An 18114-nucleotide genomic window follows, 5' to 3' on the forward strand; every position below is an offset into this window, starting at 1 on the left:
GTCAATCAGGCTTTGTTGGTGCGGAATTTAAACAGCGCGTATGCCGGGCAGAAGCCAATCAGACCGGTGAGCAGAGGAAGGAAGCCCAAAATCTTGAAAACTACACCCAGCGTGCCGCTGACGATGCCGCCCCACCCCAGTACCAGTAACACCAATCCTAGGATGACGCGGATGACGCGATCCAGTCCCGATTCATTGATCCAGTTTGACATACGATCCTCCGATTGAAACCAAAACTAAACAAATCCTGATGGTTTAGATGTACCCTCTGAAAAAAAGTTACACAAACTCCCTCAACATATTCCAAAAATCAGGAAGAATGTCCGTTTACAGGGCTTTTTTTCCTCGCTATAATCAGCATGTCTGACAATTCCACAAATCCTCTCATTGAAAGGACGTTGCATCCGATGGTTGATCTTTCTCTCCATCTCTGGGGGCATACCTTCAGAAATCCAGTCATCCCTGCTGCCGGTCCGAATGTAGGCTCCGGTCGGATGGTGCGTCGTGCCGCTGAGGGGGGTGCGGGTGGTTTACTGACCAAGACGATTTCCAGCCGCGCCGCTCCGGTACCGCATCCCAACATGGTACGTTTTGGCACGGCAGGCATGCTCAATACCGAGTTGTGGAGTGAATTGCCCCCGGAGGTGTGGTTTCAGAAAGAATACAACGAAGCCCTTGCCGCCGCGCGGGAGTATGGCTTGCCTCTAATTGCCAGCGTGGGCTACAGTGCTGAAGACCTTGCGGTGCTGGCTCCACGCCTGCAGGACAAAGGGGTGGATATCATCGAGTTTTCGGTGCATTATCTGGATGCGGAACGTCTTATTGAAACTGCGCAACTTCTGCGCGAAGTGGTGACCCTGCCCATTATTGCCAAACTCAGCCCGCATCTGGGCGATTTGGGGGCGTTCGTGCGCCTGCTCGACCCGTATGTGGACGGGTACGCCTGCATCAACAGTTTTGGTCCCACCCTGAGCATTGATATTGAACACGGGGGCGAACCCTATCTGGGCTCCAAATTCGGCTACGGCTGGATGTCGGGCGCGCCGCTCAAACCGCTGGCGGTGCGTTCGGTGTTTGAAGCCGCGCGGGTGACCGACAAACCCATCATCGGGGTGGGCGGAATAACCCGCGGAGAGGATGTCATCGAGTTCCTTATGGCGGGGGCGTCTATGGTGGGAGTGTGCACTGCCGCCATTCTGCGGGGACCGGACATCTACGGCAAAATTGCTGCCGAAACTGCCCGCTGGCTGGAAGAACACGGCTATTCCAGTTTGCAGGAAGTCAAAGGCAAATTCCTGGAGAAATACCGCAACGGTCAGCGCGTGGTGACTTCGCTGGAGCAGGTAGCGGTGGTGGACGAAGCCCGCTGCAAGGGGTGCGGTGTCTGCGAGCGGGTTTGCCAGTACGATGCTCTGCGTGCGCCGCAGAAGCAGGTGGCGCAGGTGGATGCGGAGTTGTGCGCGGCGTGTGGTTTGTGCGTCTCGGTGTGTCCGCACGATGCCCTCAGCCTGCGCCTACGCTGGGAGAAAAACTAGTCCAGAATCAAGCCTTCGGCGCAAATACGCTCATCGTCTTTGGGAGCACCTCGCTTGTTCCTTGAAGAGGATTTTATTTTTCAGGGAGATGGTGCTATTCTTGAGACATTCCTCAAGGGGGAAGTGGTAACCCATGGACATTTTTCCAGGCAAAAATTTGATTGGCTTATAATAAAAACATGAATATCATTTATACCCATTCCTGTGAAAGAATGCCAGAGTTAGAAGAAGGGGCGGTTTCCCTCACGGTCACTTCACCGCCTTACTGGAATGCCATTGACTATGATCGCCATGCTGAGGATGACTCACAGTATTACCGCACAAGACAGTACGCAAATGGCTATCAGGATTATCACGAATATCTGGATTGGCTTGTGCGAATTTTCAGGGAAGTGTATCGGGTGACCAAGCCGGGCGGTTTCTGTGCAGTTGTGATTGGCACAGTATTGTTGGAAGGGAAATTGTACCCTGTGCCATTTGATATGACTTCTCAGTTTGTACAAATTGGGTGGGAATTTTATCAGGATATCATCTGGCATAAGTGTACTGCGGGGGTGAAGCGTGCAGGGGTAAGCATTCAGAAGCCTTATCCGGGATATTTTTACCCCAATATCATGAATGAATATATCCTGATCTTCCGCAAACCTGGTCCCAGAATTTACGAAAACCGATCCCAAGAGGAGAAAGAACAAGCGCAGTATTCTATTGATCGCCTGTTCACCATGGATATTGCCAACAATATCTGGCATATTGCGCCAGTTCCGCCAAAAATCATTCCCCATCCGGCTCCGTTTCCTGAGGAAATTCCTTTTCGTCTTATTCAACTGTATTCTTATCCTGGCGATTTGATCCTGGACCCATTTGTCGGTTCAGGACAAACTCTGAAGGTGGCTCGTCATTTAGGACGTCCATATGTAGGGTATGAGGTCATCGAAAAATACGTTCAGCTGGCAAAACAGAGGATTCCAGAGCCGCTGGATTTGCGTCAGGAACAACTAATAGCGGTGTTTGATAAGGTGTCTATTGGTGAACCGATTAAGGGCAAAGCCAATGGAAAAGTGCACCAGCCCAGTTTGCTGAAAGAAGAAAAATAAACATGGAACTGCAAGAACTCGTCATTGCCATTGCGGAAGTAGGGAAAGAGCATCCTTCCCGTCCCCTTCTCCATGAGGTGGAAATTTTCCGGCACTTTTTTGTCCAGGGCGAAATAGACTGGAAAAACCTTGATCAAAGAGATGGCTCTTTAACTCGACGGGAAACTCTGACACGTTTTCTGTTATTATGTGCCGTACTGGATCAAGGCCCCGATATTGAAGGTATTCGTCGCATGCTGATTGAGACGACGAATGAACTGTACCGCAAGGAAATCCGTTTTTTGCACAAGCCGATTTCTTTCTTTAGTGAAATAGGTGTTGCCATTGATGAAATCCTTGCCCGGCACGAGGCAATTAAAAACATTCGGGCAAGAGTATGGGCAGAAGCCAATCGTTCAAACCCAGCACGTTATAACCTGTTTATGGATAATGCCAGTCAGGTGTTGGGGTACGCTATTTTTCGCTGGGGAGTGCCTTTAAGCTTGCCTTATTTGCTGGAAAAGGATCGCCAAAAGGAAAATTTGAGTGGAGAAAATGCTCTGTTGGACTATCTGGAAAGTTATGATTCTGCAGAGAGAATGACGCAGCAGCTCAAGGATCATTCCAGGTATGGGCTTGGTAAAGCCATTGGAGATAAAGCATCTCATTTGTTTGGGAAGTGGTTAGTATCCAGTTTTCGGTTAACTCGCCAGTCCGGGGATGGTTGGGATGATTTCTCTTACGAGGTTCCCTATGATTCAAATGCTGGGCGTGTTTTATGGCGCACAGGTTTCCTGCTTCACTGGGCGGATGAGGAAGATTTTAAAAAACAGTTAGTTCTTCAATCAGGGAAAGGAAAAGGCAACACTACATACCTGCGAGTGACCAATTTGCGAGGAATGAAGGCGGTTAAGAATGTCGGGGATAATTTGAAAGAACCCTATGAAGAAATTTGCCTTCGCCATTTAAAGACGCACAAAAAGCGTCCAAAAAATTTTCAAATTCAACAAATCCAACATATTTATCTTTGGCAAAACCGAGGTCGCGGGCTGCATGCAGCTCATTTTGATGATGGTTTGATTTTTATTGGCACTCATTACTGTTTTAATCATGATCAGCCAGATTGTCAGCAATGTCCTATAAATACTCTATGTATGGGATACTCTTCTGAAAGAAGGTTAATTCGGGATTTCAGGACGTGAGCTTTATGAACGCTGGGGCAGAGCGCGCTCTGCCCCAGCAGAGGGTTAAACTCAATTCTTTCTAATGTAAGGAAGATAGACATTGCGCTGGATGCGGGCGCCTGCCCAGAATCCTCCTTTCAATGTATAGGTATTGCCTTGAAGCACGCCGGCATCGGGCTGTCCAATCGTCCCGCCAAGGGAGTACCCGCCGTTTTGGCTCCAGGTCAGTCCTCCGCCCTCCACCGTCCACCAGGTGATTTCATATCCCGTCCCTGCCAGAGGTTCAGCCGATAGCGCCTCGGCTTTCGCGGGCTGGCTTTGAGTGGAGAAGGTGGCGGAAAAGGTCAGCAACAGCAGGAAAGCCAGCAGGGAGCAGAAGAAACGGAGTTTGTGAGTTCTGAAGATTTGTGCGTTCATGGTGTGTCACTCCCCCAAAACACTTCTGCCGTACGAACCGTGGCAACCCAGCGTACCACTTCATCGTTGCCCTTGCACTGGATGTTCAGAGTGTCGTTCACATCATCCGCGATTACCCGCACATTCCATGCCGGATCGTCTTCGCCGAGAATTGTAATGGTGGGCGTTCCAATGAAAGAGAGAGATTTGTCAACGTTTTCGATGATCCCCTGAATGTGGTATCCCGCCGATTCTCCCGTATTACTGCGTCCGGCAATCAGGATATCAAAGGTCAGGGTGCGCCCATCGGCGATGGTCAGAAGGGCGCTGGTACCATCCAGGTAGAGGGTGATTGATGACGACCCCGTGCTGGAGTTGCGCATAACGAACGTCGAGGTCTGGGCGTCGCCCGTCGTGCTGAATGACCCGCTGGCGAATGCCATTTGCCCGAAGTGGTCTGCTTTGGCTCGATATCCGCCGGGAATTGCCGCCATGACAGCGGTGGTGGTGTTATAAGCCCCGCCGCTGATGACGGAGTTACTGCCGTTGGCAGTGTTGTTCATGCCCCCGCCCACCGTGTCGCCGTCTTTCAGCGCCTGGTTGTTTCCGCCGCCGCTCACGGTGGCGGCATAGCCCACGGCGGTGTTAATGTTCCCTCCGCCAATGACAACAGCCTGCCCGTTGGCGGTATTTGCCGTGCCGCCGCTGATGGTTGCGCCATTCCCATCGGCAGTGTTGATTTTTCCTCCGGAGATGGTGGCGAAATCCCCTGAAGACTTGATTTCATTCTTCCATACATCATTGCCGCCGCCTCCAGCGATGGTGGCTCCAACGACATTCGAACTGATGGTATTAGCAGCATGACCGGCGATGATATTGAGGGTACTGGAAGTTTTGGGTTGAATCAGCAGGGCGCGCTGGTTATTGACCCGCAGTTCCAGAGGTTGGAAATCTGTTGTGCCCAGAAAATGAGTGCCTGGGACCGTCCCCTTGTTGCCGCTGGTGCTCCAGGAATTTTTACTGTAAAGAGCGTAAGGCACGGCAGTCAGCGGCTGGCGTGGGGTCAGGGTGGTGAAACCCGCATCGCCGGTGCATTTGACGGCAATCTCCAGCCAGCGTTCATCGCCCGGGAAGGCATAAGCGCCAAAGTCCAGATTAGAAATGGTGAAGATGCCGTTGGTCACCTGGACGCTGGTTTTTTCCTGGGTTGTGCCAATTTGAGTGCCATCATTGCTGGCATTCCACAGGCTGAACTGAAAGTCGCACACCCCGCTGTAAGGGTTTCCCCCTTTGTTCAGCATTCCCTGATAGGTAAACCCGTCCCCGATTGCGGCTTGTAATTGTGCGGGATTGGCTTGTGCCTGCGTCAGCCCTGCGGTTAAAGCCAGAGCCAGAATGGTCGCAAGCATTCCAAGAAAATTGAAAGATTGTTTCATTTCACACCTCCAGTTTTTTTGGGTTGAACCCATCGAATGCGGATGGGCATTCGATTTTCCCAAGTTTTAGGCTGATGCAGTTCAGTCCAGGGTGATGTGATTGAAAATGAACTTCCTGGAAAAATTCGTTTCCCGGCGTTTTCCCCCACAAAGATACATGATGTTTATGTGTTTATTATATAAATATATCCTGTTTATGGGTGTTTCAGTGAAAAAACTGAGCAGGGCGCTCTTCTGAATGGGTGCCTGGTAATCTCCCCCTCGAAAAAAAGTTGTGAGGAATGGCGTTTTGGGCTAAACTGATATCGTATGGCGAAATTCCTGATGTATGTGGGTGTGGCGCTGGCTTCGAGCGGGAAACGCCCCACTGCCTTCACCGCGCTGGATGCCAGAGGACATTCGCTGGCAATTGGCACTGGCACGCTGGCGGATGCGCTTGCCTTTGCCGCCGGCGCGGGCAGTGCCCTGCTGGTGCTCACCCCGCCTTTGCGCGCCCGTACCCTGCGTTCTGCTGAGCCTGCTCCGGAGTCTCCATCGCTGTTGCCGGAAACTTCTGAAGAATCCACTCCGCCGCTGGCGGCGACCCTTCAGCGGGTGGGGTATGTGAATTTCTCCGCCGAGGATGAGAGCCTGCGTCAGTGGCTGGAAACCGATGCCGAAAGCGCCTTTGAGCGGTGGCTGGGACACCCGCCTCTGCCGGGGAATACCCTGGAAGGGCGCATCCAGCGCCAACTTCTGCTGGCAGACCTGGATTGTGATGTCCCCGATGCCATGGAGTTTTTCGAAGAAATTACCCGCTTTAAACTTCTGCGCGGGCAACTGCCCTACGAAAAAATTCTCTCCCTTGCCGAATTAAACGCCTACGCCGCGGCGGCGATTGCCCGCTTGTGCGATCAGTCCCCTGACCGCGTTCAGCACATACAACCCCGTATGTTTCTCCCCCTGTAATCTGTCATCCGCATTATAATTGACGCAAAAACGCTGAAGGAGATAAAAATGAGCGTTAATGTCGGTATGTGGATGAAAGCCCTGCAGGTGATTCCTCGCATTACCCGCGAGGAATGGGAAAAACTGGATGTCATCTCCCGCTGGTTAATTTCCACCCGCGCGGCGGTGCTGATTATGACTTTTACTTCAGCCACCATCGGCGGACTGCTGGCGGCGCGTGATGGCAAATTCAACCTGGTGCTGTGGTTGCTGGTAGCGTTGGGATTGGTGCTGGCTCATGCCCTCAACAACCTGCTCAACGACCTGACCGATTACGAGCGCGGTATTGACGAAAACAATTACTTCCGCGCTCAGTACGGACCGCACCCCCTGCAACAGGGGTTGATGACCCGCAAACAACTGCTCACCTACGCGGCGGTCACCGGCGCGTTGGCGCTGGCGGCGGGTTTGTATCTGGTATTCCTGCGCGGCTGGCTGGCGCTGGTTCTGCTGGCGCTGGGCGCGTTCTTCGTCTTCTTCTACACCTATCCCCTCAAGTACATTGGCTTGGGCGAAGCGGCGGTTTTGCTGGTGTGGGGTCCGCTGATGATTGGCGGCAGTTACTTTGTCATCACCGGCGAATGGTCGTGGATGGCGGTGCTGGCGGGTTTGCCCTATGCGCTGGGACCGACCACGGTCATTTACGGCAAGCACATTGACAAACTGGACGCCGACCGCCAGAAAGGGGTGCGCACCTTGCCGGTCATCATCGGAGAGAAAGCCGCGCGCGCCAGCGTGCGGGTGATGATTGTGCTGATGTATGCGCTGGTGGCGGTGCTGGTGCTGGTGGGCTACTTTACCCCCGCCATGCTCATCGTGTTCTTTGCTTTGCGCTATCTGCCCGAAACCTGGAAGATGCTGGGTTCGCCGCGCCCGTCTGAACCGCCCGCCGAGCGCAAGGATATCTGGCCCCTCTGGTTTGTAGCCGCAAACTTCTATCACAACCGTGTGTATGGCATGCTCTTCCTGCTGGGCTTGATTGCCGATGCCATCCTGCGCAATATCCTGCTGAAGTAAGCAGTGCCTGAAATGCTTTTTCAGACGTCCGGGGATACCGGACGTCTTTTTTATTCCTCGGCAATCTCCAGCCATGCCGCCGGGTTGGGGAGTATCCCGCTTCCCAGATTGCCCTGCAGGTCGAAGTACGCCATCTGATTGTCGATCCATGCCAGGGCTTTCATTTTGCCCCGCGGCGCAAAGGGCAAAGCGGCTGACCAGGTGCCATCCACCTCAAAAGAGACACGCTGATGCTCCCAGCGCAGGGTGTAACGGTGCCACGCGGTGACATCGACCGGCAGAATTACAGCCTGGTCGTGAATCCAGCGGCGGGCGAGGCGGCGCAGTCCCCGCCGGGTGGCGGGAAAAAGCAGTCCCGCCAGCAGAGGGAGCGCGGGAAGCCATGCCAGCGGGGAAGTGGTTGGCGAAGAAAAGACCATGCCCATCCAGCCCCTGCCGGGCTGATCATCGCGCAGGGAAAGAAATGAGGGCGGCGAAGCGTAGAAGCACCACGCCGCGTTGGGGAAAACCGGCAAAGCCCGCCGCATGCCGCGCAATCCCAATCCCGCGCTGAACGGTTCATTCCAGAAGCCAAAGCCCCACGTGCCGGGCAAATCACCTGCTGAGACCCGCGCCCAAACCGTCCATTCTACCGGCGGGATGAGCGGGAACTCGGTACGGGTACGGAATGGTCCTTGCTCAATTTGTGCCAGCCGATAGGCGCGTCCATCGCCGGCGGGAATGGAGAGATGCCAGCCGTGGCGCGCTCCCACTGGCAATTGGGAAGGCGTTAGCGGCACGACCTTCCCGACGCCAGATATCTGGACAAAAAGGGAAGTTCCCAGAATTATCTTCATCTAAACCCATTATAGGTTTTCTGGTGAACAAATAATCAGGTTACAATTGTCCTGTTCGCTCGGGATGTTCTTCAGGTTACGAGCCTTAAATTGACTAAAGGATATATACTTACGGTATGCAGGAAATCGTCCCTCAAGTTTATATTGAAACCGCTTACCCCGGCGTGACGCTGGGCGCGATCAACTCCCCCCATGGGTTGATTTTGATTGATGCCCCTTTCCGCCCTGAGGATGCTCGTTCGTGGCGTTCGGCGCTCATCAGTTTGGGCGGCGGGGTGGATCGTTTGCTCATCAATCTGGATGCGCATTTCGACCGCACCATTGGTGTGCGCAATATGGAGTGCACCGTGCTGGCACATGAGCGCATGGCAGAGGTGTTTCGCAATCGCCCCATGACCTTCAAGGCGCAGGGCAGTGAAACCGGCGCTGAGTGGGAACAATACAATGGGCTGGGGTCGGTGCGCTGGTCGCCCCCGGAAATTACCTTCAGCGACCAACTCACCATCCACTGGGATGATCATCCCATCCGTCTGGAGTACCATCCGGGTTGTTCAACGGGTGCCATCTGGGCAGTGCTGACCGAGTCGCGTGTCATTTTCCTGGGGGATGCGGTGGTATTAAACCAGCCCCCCTTTCTTGCCAGCGCCAACCTGCCCCTGTGGATTGAACAGTTGGAGAGCCTGCTCCAGGGCGAATATCAGGATTATTTGCTGGTCAGCGGACGAGGCGGGCTGGTAGCCCATCAGCAGGTGCGCGCGCAAATCCATTTCCTGCGCACCGTGCAGGAAAAACTGGATGCGCTGGCAAAACAAAACGCCCCCGTCAGCGAAACCGAAGCGCTTGTCCCGGCTTTGCTGGAGCCTTTCAATCCCCTGCCCTTGTATCGTCAACGCTTGCGTTACGGCTTAACGCATTACTATAGCCGTCATTACCAGTCCAAAGGCGAAGAAGTCGAGGAGTAAGCATGAATCCTTATCAACCGCTTGTTGAACTCACCCGCGGTCCGCTGGTGGAGTCGATTCATTTTGGCGCGCTGGCAGTGGTGGACTCGACCGGCAACCTGATTGCCTCGGTGGGCGATCCTCACCATGTGGCCAACCTGCGCTCTTCTGCCAAACCGTTTCAGGCGCTTCCCCTGGTTGAGTCCGGCGTGGTGGATGCCTTTGGCATCACCCCGCGGGAACTGGCAATCATTTGCGCCTCGCATTCCGGTACAGAGGACCATGTAGCCGTCCTGCGGGGATTGCAAGCCAAAATTGGCGTCAGCGAGGATAACCTGCTCTGCGGTACGCACTATCCCCTGCACGAGCCAACCGCTCAGGCTTTGCGCGCCCGCGGTGAAGCCCCTACCCAGAACCGCCACAACTGTTCGGGCAAGCATACCGGCATGCTGGCAGGATGCCAGTTCAACCGCTTTGCGCTGGAAGATTACCTGAACACCGAACACCCCTGGCAAAAACGCATTCTGCAAACCTTTGCCCAGATGGTGAGCCTTGCCCCGGAAGACGTGCCCATTGGCATTGATGGCTGTTCTGCGCCCACCTTTGCCGCGCCTTTGCAAAACGCTGCCCATGCTTATGCCCTGCTGGCAGACCCTGCCAGTCTCCCTGAGCCGCGCCGCTCGGCGCTGAATCGCATTTTCCATGCCATGACCACATACCCCGATATGGTTGCCGGTCCGGAGCGCTTCGACACCGTGCTGATGCAGGTCACCGGCGGGAAAGTGGTTGCCAAAGGCGGCGCCGAAGGCTATCAGGGTATGGGGGTACGCCCCGGCGCGCTGGGTCCCGGCTCGCCCGGGTTAGGCATTGCCATCAAGATTTCGGATGGCGATACCGGCGGGCGGGCAGTGACGCTGGCAGCCGTGCAGGTCTTGCGTCTTCTGGGTGTGCTGACTGCTGAAGAACTTGCCGGGCTGACAAAATTTGACCGCCGTCCCCTCTACAACTGGCGCAAACTGGAAATTGGCGAGATTCGTCCTTGTTTTCGGTGGTAAATCCCTCGTTTTTTCTGCAATTGTGCAGTCTTCCCTGTGAGGGGTGAATGTCTCTCTGAAAGACATGCTGTAAAGGGAATGCCATCACGGCGTTGAAAAAACAAAGCCATCCCCGGGTATGGAACGCGGGGATGGCTTTGATGTTCGGTAAAGAGTCGATTACAGGCGGTTGACGAAGCGTTCCATGCGGCGCAGGGCTTCTTCCAGTTTTTCGTAGGCGGTGGCGTAAGAGATGCGCACATGTCCTTCACCACCCGCGCCAAACCCGGAGCCCGGAATGACCGCCACACGCTCCTCGGTGAGCAGGCGGCTGGCAAAGGTTTCGTCATCCAATCCGGTCACGCTCACTTTGGGGAAGGCGTAGAAAGCGCCTTTGGGTTCAAAGGTGGGCAAGCCTATCTCGTTCAAGCCCTTGACGATGAGACGGCGGCGGCGGTCGTATTCTGCCACCATTTGCTGGACGTACTCTTCGCCGTTGCGCAGGGCTTCGATTGCCGCCATCTGCGCGGTGGTCGAGGCGCACATCACCGTGTACTGGTGCAGGCGCAGTAAGCCCTGCAGGATGGCGTGCGGCGCGGCGGCGTAGCCAATGCGCCAGCCGGTCATGGCGTAGTCCTTGGAAAAGCCACCCAGCAGGATGGTGCGCTTCCACATCCCCGGCAGGGAGGGGAAACAGACGTGCTGACCGTCGTACACCAGGCGGTCGTAAATTTCATCAGACATGACCAGCAAGTCGTGTTCTTCTGCAAGGCGGGCAATTTCCAGCAGGGTTTCGCGCCGGGCAATGGCACCGGTGGGGTTGCTGGGGAAGCCCAGCAGGATGGCTTTGGTGCGCGGGGTGATGGCGGCGGCTACGTCCTGAGGATCGACTTCGAAGTTGTTTTCCATGCGGCAGGGCACTTCCACCGGTACGCCGCCCGCCATGTGCACCTGTGCCTGGTAGGACACAAAACATGGCGTGGGGATGATGACCTCATCGCCGGGGTCGAGGGTTGCCGAGGCAGCCAGGTAGAGCGCTTCTGACCCGCCGACGGTGATGATGATTTCAGTGGGGTCGTAATGCACCCCATACAGGCGTTCCAGATGCTCTGCCAGGGCCTGACGCAGTTCCATCACGCCGCTGTTGGAGGTGTAGTGGGTGTATCCCGCCTGCAGGGAGCGGATGCCCGCCTGCACGATGGGGGCAGGGGTGTCGAAGTCCGGTTCGCCAATGCCCAGCGAGATGACGTCTTGCATGGTGGCGGCAATGTCAAAGAATTTCCGAATAGCAGAAGGGCGAAGCCCACGAATGCGGTGGTTCAGGAAAGTTTCGCGCATGGCTACTCCACAGGGTTCAGGCAATTTCACGGACGCTCCATTCGTCCGTCAGTTCCTCGTACAGTAGTTCAAAACGGCGTCCGTCTTCCAGACGCACACGGAACAATTTGCCGCGCGGGGTACGGCTCTCATGCTCTGCTTCCGCCACTGTGACGCGGTTCTGGTCAAACCACAGCGCCACCGGGCGTTGGGGGTAGGTGTACTCCGAGCGACATTCCACCCGCACTCCTGGCATGGTCTTAACGCACTGCCCAGGATTGATCGCCCAGATTGAGGTGCAGTGGGGTTCCATGCAGACTGACATGCCTGCCCAGCAGGGATCCTTCGATGGCAATGTCCTCGATTTCTGAGCCTTCGTCAATTATTGAATTGGACACAATGGCGCGCTTCAGGGTGCATTCGGCGCCAATGGAGACATGCGGACCGATGACCGAGGCTTCGATGTGCGCGCTGGGGTGGATGAATACCGGCGGCACAATGGTCACCCCTGGGCGGGCGGCTTCGGCGCTGTTGTCGCGCCCGTGATCCAGCAGGTAGCGGTTGGTTTCCAGCAGAGACTCGGGCGTTCCCGCATCCAGCCACACCTCGACCTGGTGGGTGGTCATGCGGGTGCCGCGCTCCAGCAGGATGTTGACGGCATCGGCGAGGAAATATTCGTTCTTCAAAAGCACGTTACGGTGCATCTGCTCCTCGATGGCTTGGATGAGTTCCTCGCCGCTGGGGAAGTAGTAGAAGCCCACGATGACCAGATTGTTGCGCATGTCGCTGGGCTTTTCAATCAGGCGGCGCACCCAGCCCTGTTCATCCAGTTCTACCACGCCGAAGCGCCGCGGGTCGGGCACGGGCTTAACCCAGGCAATGGCATCCCGTGCGTTTTCTTTCAGGAAAGAGAAATCCGTTTCCACCAGGGTATCGGAAAACGCCATCAGCATGGGACCGTTCAGGTATTCTCGCGCCAGATAGAGAGCGTGCGACTGCCCGCGCATTTCGGCTTGCAGGACGTAATGCACTGTCTTCTGCGGGTGGTGTTCTTCCATGTACTCGCGAATTTGATCCCCCTGAGGACCGACGATGAAGATGTACTCCACCTCAAATTCGGGGGGGATGGTGCTGAACTGTTCGAGGACGTAATCCAGCACGGTTTTTCCTGCCAGCGAAACCAGCGGTTTGGGCTTACTCCAGGTATGTGGACGCATGCGTGTTCCCAGCCCTGCCATGGGAATGGCGATTTTCAGCGTCGGTTTGCTCATTCCATCTCCCCTTGAAATGAATTCTGGTTCGATTGTACCATTCTCAAAAAAGCCTTTCGCGTTCTAAACGTCATCATTCCGGGGGGAATAGATTCCCCATTCCGTAAGTTATACCTGCATGGCGGAGAGCATGGCATCCACCACACGGCGCAGGGTCTCAGCATCAAAGGCAAGGCGCGCGCCCCCCGTCTGATACAACTGCGGCAGGGTCACCGTGCCGCCCAGCGAGAGGGCTTTGCGGTACGCCTGCACCGCGCCAGTGCGGTCTTTGAGCGAGTTGAGCCACACCTGCGCCGCGCCCAACTGCGCCAGCCCGTACTCCACGTAGTAGAAAGGCACCTGGAAGATGTGCAGTTTCCGGTGCCAGCCGGTGGCGACCACATCCTCAAAGCCGCTTTCGTCCACGCCCACCATGAAGCGCCGCCACAGGTTGCTCCAGGTTTTATCGCACTCGGCAGGGTCGGCAGCCAGGCGCGGATTTTCGTACACCCAGTGCTGGAACGAATCGACCACCGCCATGTAGGGCCAGAAGAGGATGGCTTTCTCAAACTGCTCCCAGCGGGCGCGTTGAGCCTCTTCGGGGGTGTAAAATGCACCATGCTCGCGGGTGAGGAAGGGCAAGCCGAGGTACTCCATGCTCATCGAAGCCACCTCGGCAAATTCCATGGGCACGCTCAACTGCTGGATGTAGGGCAGGGCGGCGCTTTCAAAGACATGGAAGGCATGCCCGCCTTCATGGAGCAGTGTGGAGACATCATCCTGCGTACCGACGGCGTTCATGAAGATAAAGGGCTTGCGCGCTACGGCAAAAGAGGTGCAGTAGCCGCCGGGGGCTTTGTTCTTGCGGTTGTCCAGGTCGAGCAGACGCTCGCGGCGCATGGTGTCGAAGCGCTCGCCCAGCACGGGGTCAATGTGATGGAAGATGGCGGAGATGCCCTGTTCGAAGGTCTCCACCGAATCAAAGGGGCGCAGTCCGGGGCGTCCAAGCGGGTCAACATCCACATCCCATGGGCGCAGGGCGGGTAAGCCCATCTGCTTGCGGCGTTCCTCGCGCAGTTGCCGGGCGGCAGGCACTACGGCTTCTTCAATGGCGGCGCAGAAGCGCTTGCTGTCTTCGGGGGTGTAGTCAAATCTCAGCATTTGTTTCCAGCGGTAAGCGCGGTAATCGGGCGCGCCGGCGTTGGCGGCGATTTTCTGGCGCAGTTCCAGCAACTGCACCCACAGGTCGTTCAGCGCCTGACGGTCAGCCAGTCGCCGCTCGGCGGAGAGCCGCCACACCTTTTCGCGCAGGGCGCGGTCGGGGTCGTGCAGGTAGGGGGTCAGCGCGGTGAGGGTTTTTTCCTCGCCGTCCCACTGTACGGTTTGCGCGCCGACAATGCGGTCGTATTCCTTGGTGAGTTTCTGTTCCTCTGCCAGCAGGGGCAGGTTTTCGGGACGGAAGAGTTCGGCTTCGGCGCGCAGGTTGCGCAGGGGAATTTCAAAGCCCTCGGGTTCCAGACCGCTGTGGAGCAGTTTTTCCTTCAGCGCCTGTTCGGCTTCCATGGATTGGGTGTAGGTCTCGTCCAGGAAGCGCATGTACAGCGCGCGGCTTTCCTCGTCGGCGGTGTTCACCGTCACGGCGACGTATAAACGGTTATAGAGTTCATCCACCCGTTCGGCGATGCTCGTCCAGTCCTTCAGCCACTCCGTCAGGGTGGCTTGGGTGAGCGGGCGCTGTTTCAGGTCATCGTAGTAGGGCGCAAAATCCGCCCACGTCCAGTTGCGCAGTTCAGCGGGGTTGGTGGGAAGTTGGTCAAACATGGAATCTCCTTTGAACAGATAAGGGTTTAGGGGGCAGTGGGGGGACGGCGCAGATGCCAGTCGGTTACCTGCTGGTAGGCGTGCGCCGTCTGGAAGAGGATTTCCTCGCGGAAGGGGGCGCTCATCAGTTGGATGCCGATGGGCAGTCCCGCCGCGCTGAAGCCTGCGGGGAACGCCAAGCCTGGCACACCGGCAAGGTTGGCGGGCAGGGTGAAGATATCTTCCAGGTACATGGCGAGAGGGTCGTCGGTATGCTCGCCAAGGCGGAAGGCGGGGGTGGGCGCAACCGGGCAGGCGATGACATCCACCTGCTGGAAGGCGTCCAGAAAATCCTGGCGGATGAGGGTGCGCACCTTCTGCGCCTGCGCGTAGTAGGCATCGTAATACCCGGCGGAGAGCGCATAAGTGCCCAGCATGATGCGGCGTTTCACTTCAGCGCCAAAGCCGCTCCCGCGGGTGCGGTCGAACATCTCCCACAGGCGTTCGGCGGGGGCGCGCAAGCCAAAGCGCACGCCGTCGTAGCGCGCCAGATTGGCAGAGGCTTCGGCAGGGGCAATGAGGTAATACACCGGCAGGGCGTATTCGGTATGGGGCAGGCGCACCATCTGCACGGTTGCGCCTAAATGCTCCAGTTGGGCAATGGCGGCGCGCACGGCTTGTTCTACCTCTGCCGACATGCCGGGGATGAAGTACTCCTGCGGCACGCCAATGCGCAGTCCCTTCAGCGCGGGTTCATCCGGCAGGGTGATGGGTGAGACCGCTTCGCGCGCTGAGGTCGAATCCAGCGGATCGTGTCCTGCCATGAGCGAGAAGAACAGCGCCGTCTCGGCGGCACTGCGGGCAAACACGCCTACCGTGTCCAGCGATGAACCATAAGCCACCAGCCCGTAGCGCGACACGCGCCCGTAGGTGGGTTTGATGCCGGTCACACCGCAGTAAGCCGCGGGCTGACGGATGCTCCCGCCCGTATCCGAGCCCAGCGCGGCGGGGGTCATGCGCGCGGCAACGGCGCTGGCGCTCCCGCCGGATGAGCCGCCGGGTACGTGCGCGGGATTCCAGGGGTTGCGGGTAGCGCCAAAGGCGGAGTTTTCGGTGGAAGAGCCCATGGCAAATTCATCGGTGTTGGTTTTGCCCAGCACCACCACGCCGGCATCCAGCAGACGCTGGACGGCGGTTGCCGTGTAGGGCGGGATGAAGTCCTGCAGGATGCGAGAGCCGCAGGTGCAGGGTACGCCCTTCAGGCACAGCACATCTTTCACCATCAGGGGGATGCCCAGCAGAGGGGGCAGAGCCTCTTCGGCGGGGGAATCTGCGCGGCGCCATGCGCGGTAGCGGCGGTCGGCGTCTTCCGCCATGCGCAATGCCAGTTCGGGGGTGAAGGTGATGAGGGTGTGCAGGCTCGGCTCGAGGCGCTCGATGACCTCGAGAAAGGCGCGGGTCACTTCCACGGCGGAGAAATCGCCGCGGCGCATGCCCGCCAGCAGTTCGGAGACCGAAAGATCGGGAATCCGGCTCATCTCATCCCTCCAGCACCGGCGGCACGCGGAATTGATCGTTCTGCACCTGCGGCGCGTTGCTCAGCACCTCAGCGGTGGACAGTCCCTGCGCGGGTACATCTTCACGCAGGGGCGCCTGAGCGTTGAACGTCCAGGCGGTGGGGGAGATGGAGCGGGTATCCACTTCCTGCAGGCGGGCGGCGTACTCCAGAATTGCCGACAACTGCTCGCGGAAGCGGTTCTTTTCCTCCTCAGTGAGTTCCAGGTGTGCCAGACGGGCGATGTGTTCAACCTCAGCCAGGGTGAGGGACATGCGGACACCTCCTTGCGTGCGCGTGTCCCTTATTATACTGGCAGTGAGGGGAATGTGGAAAAACGGTTTTTGGGACGGATGAATGGAAAGGCAACTTCATCGCAATCTTTTTTTGTAAAATGAATGAGAAAAAGACTATTGAGAGGCATAGCGTTTATGGAAGTCTTAAAAAGTTCCAGACATTCTAAGATCACCGGTGATTTTGCCGAGGCTCTGGTACTGTACTGGTTGTCGAAATATGGCTTTGAATGTGCCAGGGTTGATCATACGGGAATTGATCTAATCGCCAGGAATCCACACAATCAAGAGCTGTTGGGAATTTCGGTGAAAAGCCGCAGTCGAAATACGGGAAAAGAATTTACCAGTGTGTTGATTCCTCGGGACGATGTGGAGAAAGCAGAAATTGCATGTAAAGCATTCGGATGCATACCATATTTTGCTATCGTAGTGGATGCAGGAAATAAAATTACAGCGTTTATTCTGTCTATGGAGAATCTGTTAAGAATCACAAAGGGTAAGAAAACTTATAATTGGAAGATGACTCCTAAACATATAGAGGAATACTATAATGATCCAAATATGCTCTGTTGCAATCATGGTTGAAATGTGGTAAACATACGGTATGACCACACGAGAAAGCAGATACGTCCGAGTGGCGAGGATCGCCTACCGGCTTGCCAAACAAGCATTACCGATGTATTCACATGCCAAGAGTCCCCATCACTTCACGTTGCCGCAGTTGGGGGCCTGTGTTTTGTTGATGTTCTACCTGAATCTCAGCTATCGCGACATGGAAGAATGGCTGCTGGCAAGCGATGCGGTTGGTAAGGAGCTGGAATTACCGCGTGTTCCCGATCATACGACCCTGCAACGTACCTACGCCAAGATACGCAAAGCGGATTGGATGCGCATGAACGAGACCTTGCTCGAGGAAATCGGACGGCCTGAAGAAGAAGGGGTGGCTGCCGATAGTACCGGCTTCTCACCCGGCCCGGCCAGTTCTTACTACCAAAGCCGTTCGGGAAAAGCCTATCGCCACTGGGCGAAGGGCGTTTATGCCGTTGGAATTGTCTCGCAATTCATCCTTGCGATGCAATCCGGCTGGGGTCCAGGTAGCGATGCCCCTTATCTGGGCTATCTGCGCCGCAAAGCCAGGCGGTTTGCCAAACGTCGGGCTTGGGTCTTGCTGGCCGATTCAGGGTTCGATGGTCGGACTGTCCGGCCTCAAGACTTGATTCCACCCGTTCGGCGAGGTGGAAATTTGCTGGCCCCTGAACGACGAGCAAGAAGCGAGCTTGTCTCTGCGGCTCGCCTGGATGGTCTCTATGGTCAACGCTGGAAGACCGAAACCGTGAATTCGGTCATCAAGCGCAAATTCGGGCAAGCCATCCGCTCGCGGAAACGCAGCCTGCAAAACCGAGAACCGATTATCAAAGGACTGGTCTACAACATACACCGCTAGGTGTATCTCTTCCTAA

General features: G+C 56.3%; 19 protein-coding genes. 9 read left to right on the top strand and 10 right to left on the bottom strand.

The window, feature by feature from the left end; genetic code table 11:
* Window positions 1–5 precede the first annotated feature (5 nt).
* A complete protein-coding gene (locus ANT_RS01495; RefSeq protein WP_013558733.1) occupies window positions 6–212 on the bottom strand; it encodes a YgaP family membrane protein in 207 nt (68 codons plus the stop codon).
* Window positions 213–407: 195 nt separating this feature from the next.
* Between ANT_RS01495 and ANT_RS01500 the strand changes: the two genes are divergently transcribed.
* The 3 genes from ANT_RS01500 (at window position 408) to ANT_RS01510 (ending at window position 3810) form a co-directional block, all read left to right on the top strand.
* A complete protein-coding gene (locus ANT_RS01500) occupies window positions 408–1535 on the top strand; it encodes a 4Fe-4S binding protein (RefSeq protein WP_013558734.1) in 1128 nt (375 codons plus the stop codon).
* 179 nt (window positions 1536–1714) lie between these two features.
* The gene (locus tag ANT_RS01505; protein WP_013558735.1) at window positions 1715–2629 is read left to right on the top strand and encodes a DNA-methyltransferase; all 915 of its coding nucleotides are present in this window, start codon (window positions 1715–1717) and stop codon (window positions 2627–2629) included.
* A gap of 2 nt (window positions 2630–2631) precedes the next feature.
* Complete coding sequence (locus ANT_RS01510) at window positions 2632–3810, top strand: hypothetical protein (RefSeq protein WP_013558736.1); 1179 nt, start codon at window positions 2632–2634, stop codon at window positions 3808–3810.
* Window positions 3811–3861: 51 nt separating this feature from the next.
* Here ANT_RS01510 and ANT_RS01515 read toward each other — a convergent pair whose 3' ends face one another.
* Together ANT_RS01515 and ANT_RS01520 are read right to left on the bottom strand one after the other, a co-directional pair.
* Window positions 3862–4209 (bottom strand): hypothetical protein, encoded by a 348-nt coding sequence (locus tag ANT_RS01515; protein ID WP_013558737.1) that lies wholly within the window; start codon window positions 4207–4209, stop codon window positions 3862–3864.
* A complete protein-coding gene (locus tag ANT_RS01520; protein WP_041454482.1) occupies window positions 4206–5624 on the bottom strand; it encodes a DUF8740 domain-containing protein in 1419 nt (472 codons plus the stop codon). Before ANT_RS01520 ends, ANT_RS01515 begins: the two co-directional genes overlap by 4 nt.
* Before the next feature lie 309 nt (window positions 5625–5933).
* On the opposite strand from ANT_RS01520, the gene ANT_RS01525 reads away from it, so the two are divergent.
* Window positions 5934–6572, top strand: coding sequence for a hypothetical protein (locus tag ANT_RS01525; protein ID WP_013558739.1), 639 nt, complete (start codon window positions 5934–5936; stop codon window positions 6570–6572).
* A gap of 48 nt (window positions 6573–6620) precedes the next feature.
* Entirely contained in the window at window positions 6621–7628 is a 1008-nt protein-coding gene (locus tag ANT_RS01530) for a prenyltransferase (RefSeq protein ID WP_013558740.1), read from the top strand.
* Window positions 7629–7678: 50 nt separating this feature from the next.
* Here the strand turns inward: ANT_RS01530 and ANT_RS01535 are convergent, their stop codons facing one another.
* A complete protein-coding gene (locus ANT_RS01535) occupies window positions 7679–8464 on the bottom strand; it encodes a hypothetical protein (protein ID WP_013558741.1) in 786 nt (261 codons plus the stop codon).
* A 116-nt stretch (window positions 8465–8580) separates the two neighbouring features.
* Here ANT_RS01535 and ANT_RS01540 point away from each other — a divergent pair, with 116 nt between their 5' ends.
* Together ANT_RS01540 and ANT_RS01545 are read left to right on the top strand one after the other, a co-directional pair.
* On the top strand, window positions 8581–9426 hold the full coding sequence (locus tag ANT_RS01540; protein WP_013558742.1) for an MBL fold metallo-hydrolase: 846 nt from the start codon (window positions 8581–8583) through the stop codon (window positions 9424–9426).
* 2 nt (window positions 9427–9428) lie between these two features.
* Window positions 9429–10460, top strand: coding sequence for an asparaginase (locus tag ANT_RS01545; protein ID WP_013558743.1), 1032 nt, complete (start codon window positions 9429–9431; stop codon window positions 10458–10460).
* A 159-nt stretch (window positions 10461–10619) separates the two neighbouring features.
* Here ANT_RS01545 and ANT_RS01550 read toward each other — a convergent pair whose 3' ends face one another.
* The 6 genes from ANT_RS01550 to gatC all read right to left on the bottom strand — a co-directional run bounded on the left by ANT_RS01550 (window position 10620) and on the right by gatC (window position 16636).
* On the bottom strand, window positions 10620–11777 hold the full coding sequence (locus ANT_RS01550; protein WP_013558744.1) for a pyridoxal phosphate-dependent aminotransferase: 1158 nt from the start codon (window positions 11775–11777) through the stop codon (window positions 10620–10622).
* A 16-nt stretch (window positions 11778–11793) separates the two neighbouring features.
* Window positions 11794–12012 carry a hypothetical protein gene (locus ANT_RS01555; RefSeq protein WP_013558745.1) on the bottom strand — a complete coding sequence of 73 codons (219 nt, stop codon included), beginning with the start codon at window positions 12010–12012 and terminating at the stop codon, window positions 11794–11796.
* 4 nt (window positions 12013–12016) lie between these two features.
* Window positions 12017–13027 (bottom strand): sugar phosphate nucleotidyltransferase, encoded by a 1011-nt coding sequence (locus ANT_RS01560; RefSeq protein WP_013558746.1) that lies wholly within the window; start codon window positions 13025–13027, stop codon window positions 12017–12019.
* Window positions 13028–13135: 108 nt separating this feature from the next.
* A complete protein-coding gene (locus ANT_RS01565; protein ID WP_013558747.1) occupies window positions 13136–14827 on the bottom strand; it encodes a M3 family oligoendopeptidase in 1692 nt (563 codons plus the stop codon).
* A gap of 26 nt (window positions 14828–14853) precedes the next feature.
* The gene (gene gatA, locus ANT_RS01570; RefSeq protein WP_013558748.1) at window positions 14854–16344 is read right to left on the bottom strand and encodes an Asp-tRNA(Asn)/Glu-tRNA(Gln) amidotransferase subunit GatA; all 1491 of its coding nucleotides are present in this window, start codon (window positions 16342–16344) and stop codon (window positions 14854–14856) included.
* A gap of 1 nt (window position 16345) precedes the next feature.
* Window positions 16346–16636: an Asp-tRNA(Asn)/Glu-tRNA(Gln) amidotransferase subunit GatC gene (gatC, locus tag ANT_RS01575; RefSeq protein ID WP_013558749.1), complete on the bottom strand. Its 291-nt coding sequence runs from the start codon at window positions 16634–16636 to the stop codon at window positions 16346–16348.
* 156 nt (window positions 16637–16792) lie between these two features.
* Between gatC and ANT_RS01580 the strand changes: the two genes are divergently transcribed.
* Window positions 16793–17239: a PDDEXK family nuclease gene (locus tag ANT_RS01580; protein ID WP_041454489.1), complete on the top strand. Its 447-nt coding sequence runs from the start codon at window positions 16793–16795 to the stop codon at window positions 17237–17239.
* Between the two features lie 49 nt (window positions 17240–17288).
* Entirely contained in the window at window positions 17289–18098 is an 810-nt protein-coding gene (locus tag ANT_RS01585; protein WP_172634560.1) for a transposase, read from the top strand.
* The last annotated feature ends 16 nt before the right edge of the window (window positions 18099–18114 follow it).

The organism is Anaerolinea thermophila UNI-1 (assembly GCF_000199675.1).
Lineage (GTDB): Bacteria > Chloroflexota > Anaerolineae > Anaerolineales > Anaerolineaceae > Anaerolinea > Anaerolinea thermophila.

What these genes read in the sequence shown, in the direction of transcription:
- ANT_RS01495 (WP_013558733.1), bottom strand. Translation starts at nt 212, where the DNA reads ATGTCAAACTGGATCAATGAATCGGGACTGGATCGCGTCATCCGCGTC.
- ANT_RS01500 (WP_013558734.1), top strand. Translation starts at nt 408, where the DNA reads ATGGTTGATCTTTCTCTCCATCTCTGGGGGCATACCTTCAGAAATCCA.
- ANT_RS01505 (WP_013558735.1), top strand. Translation starts at nt 1,715, where the DNA reads ATGAATATCATTTATACCCATTCCTGTGAAAGAATGCCAGAGTTAGAA.
- ANT_RS01510 (WP_013558736.1), top strand. Translation starts at nt 2,632, where the DNA reads ATGGAACTGCAAGAACTCGTCATTGCCATTGCGGAAGTAGGGAAAGAG.
- ANT_RS01515 (WP_013558737.1), bottom strand. Translation starts at nt 4,209, where the DNA reads ATGAACGCACAAATCTTCAGAACTCACAAACTCCGTTTCTTCTGCTCC.
- ANT_RS01520 (WP_041454482.1), bottom strand. Translation starts at nt 5,624, where the DNA reads ATGAAACAATCTTTCAATTTTCTTGGAATGCTTGCGACCATTCTGGCT.
- ANT_RS01525 (WP_013558739.1), top strand. Translation starts at nt 5,934, where the DNA reads ATGGCGAAATTCCTGATGTATGTGGGTGTGGCGCTGGCTTCGAGCGGG.
- ANT_RS01530 (WP_013558740.1), top strand. Translation starts at nt 6,621, where the DNA reads ATGAGCGTTAATGTCGGTATGTGGATGAAAGCCCTGCAGGTGATTCCT.
- ANT_RS01535 (WP_013558741.1), bottom strand. Translation starts at nt 8,464, where the DNA reads ATGAAGATAATTCTGGGAACTTCCCTTTTTGTCCAGATATCTGGCGTC.
- ANT_RS01540 (WP_013558742.1), top strand. Translation starts at nt 8,581, where the DNA reads ATGCAGGAAATCGTCCCTCAAGTTTATATTGAAACCGCTTACCCCGGC.
- ANT_RS01545 (WP_013558743.1), top strand. Translation starts at nt 9,429, where the DNA reads ATGAATCCTTATCAACCGCTTGTTGAACTCACCCGCGGTCCGCTGGTG.
- ANT_RS01550 (WP_013558744.1), bottom strand. Translation starts at nt 11,777, where the DNA reads ATGCGCGAAACTTTCCTGAACCACCGCATTCGTGGGCTTCGCCCTTCT.
- ANT_RS01555 (WP_013558745.1), bottom strand. Translation starts at nt 12,012, where the DNA reads ATGCCAGGAGTGCGGGTGGAATGTCGCTCGGAGTACACCTACCCCCAA.
- ANT_RS01560 (WP_013558746.1), bottom strand. Translation starts at nt 13,027, where the DNA reads ATGAGCAAACCGACGCTGAAAATCGCCATTCCCATGGCAGGGCTGGGA.
- ANT_RS01565 (WP_013558747.1), bottom strand. Translation starts at nt 14,827, where the DNA reads ATGTTTGACCAACTTCCCACCAACCCCGCTGAACTGCGCAACTGGACG.
- gatA (WP_013558748.1), bottom strand. Translation starts at nt 16,344, where the DNA reads ATGAGCCGGATTCCCGATCTTTCGGTCTCCGAACTGCTGGCGGGCATG.
- gatC (WP_013558749.1), bottom strand. Translation starts at nt 16,636, where the DNA reads ATGTCCCTCACCCTGGCTGAGGTTGAACACATCGCCCGTCTGGCACAC.
- ANT_RS01580 (WP_041454489.1), top strand. Translation starts at nt 16,793, where the DNA reads ATGGAAGTCTTAAAAAGTTCCAGACATTCTAAGATCACCGGTGATTTT.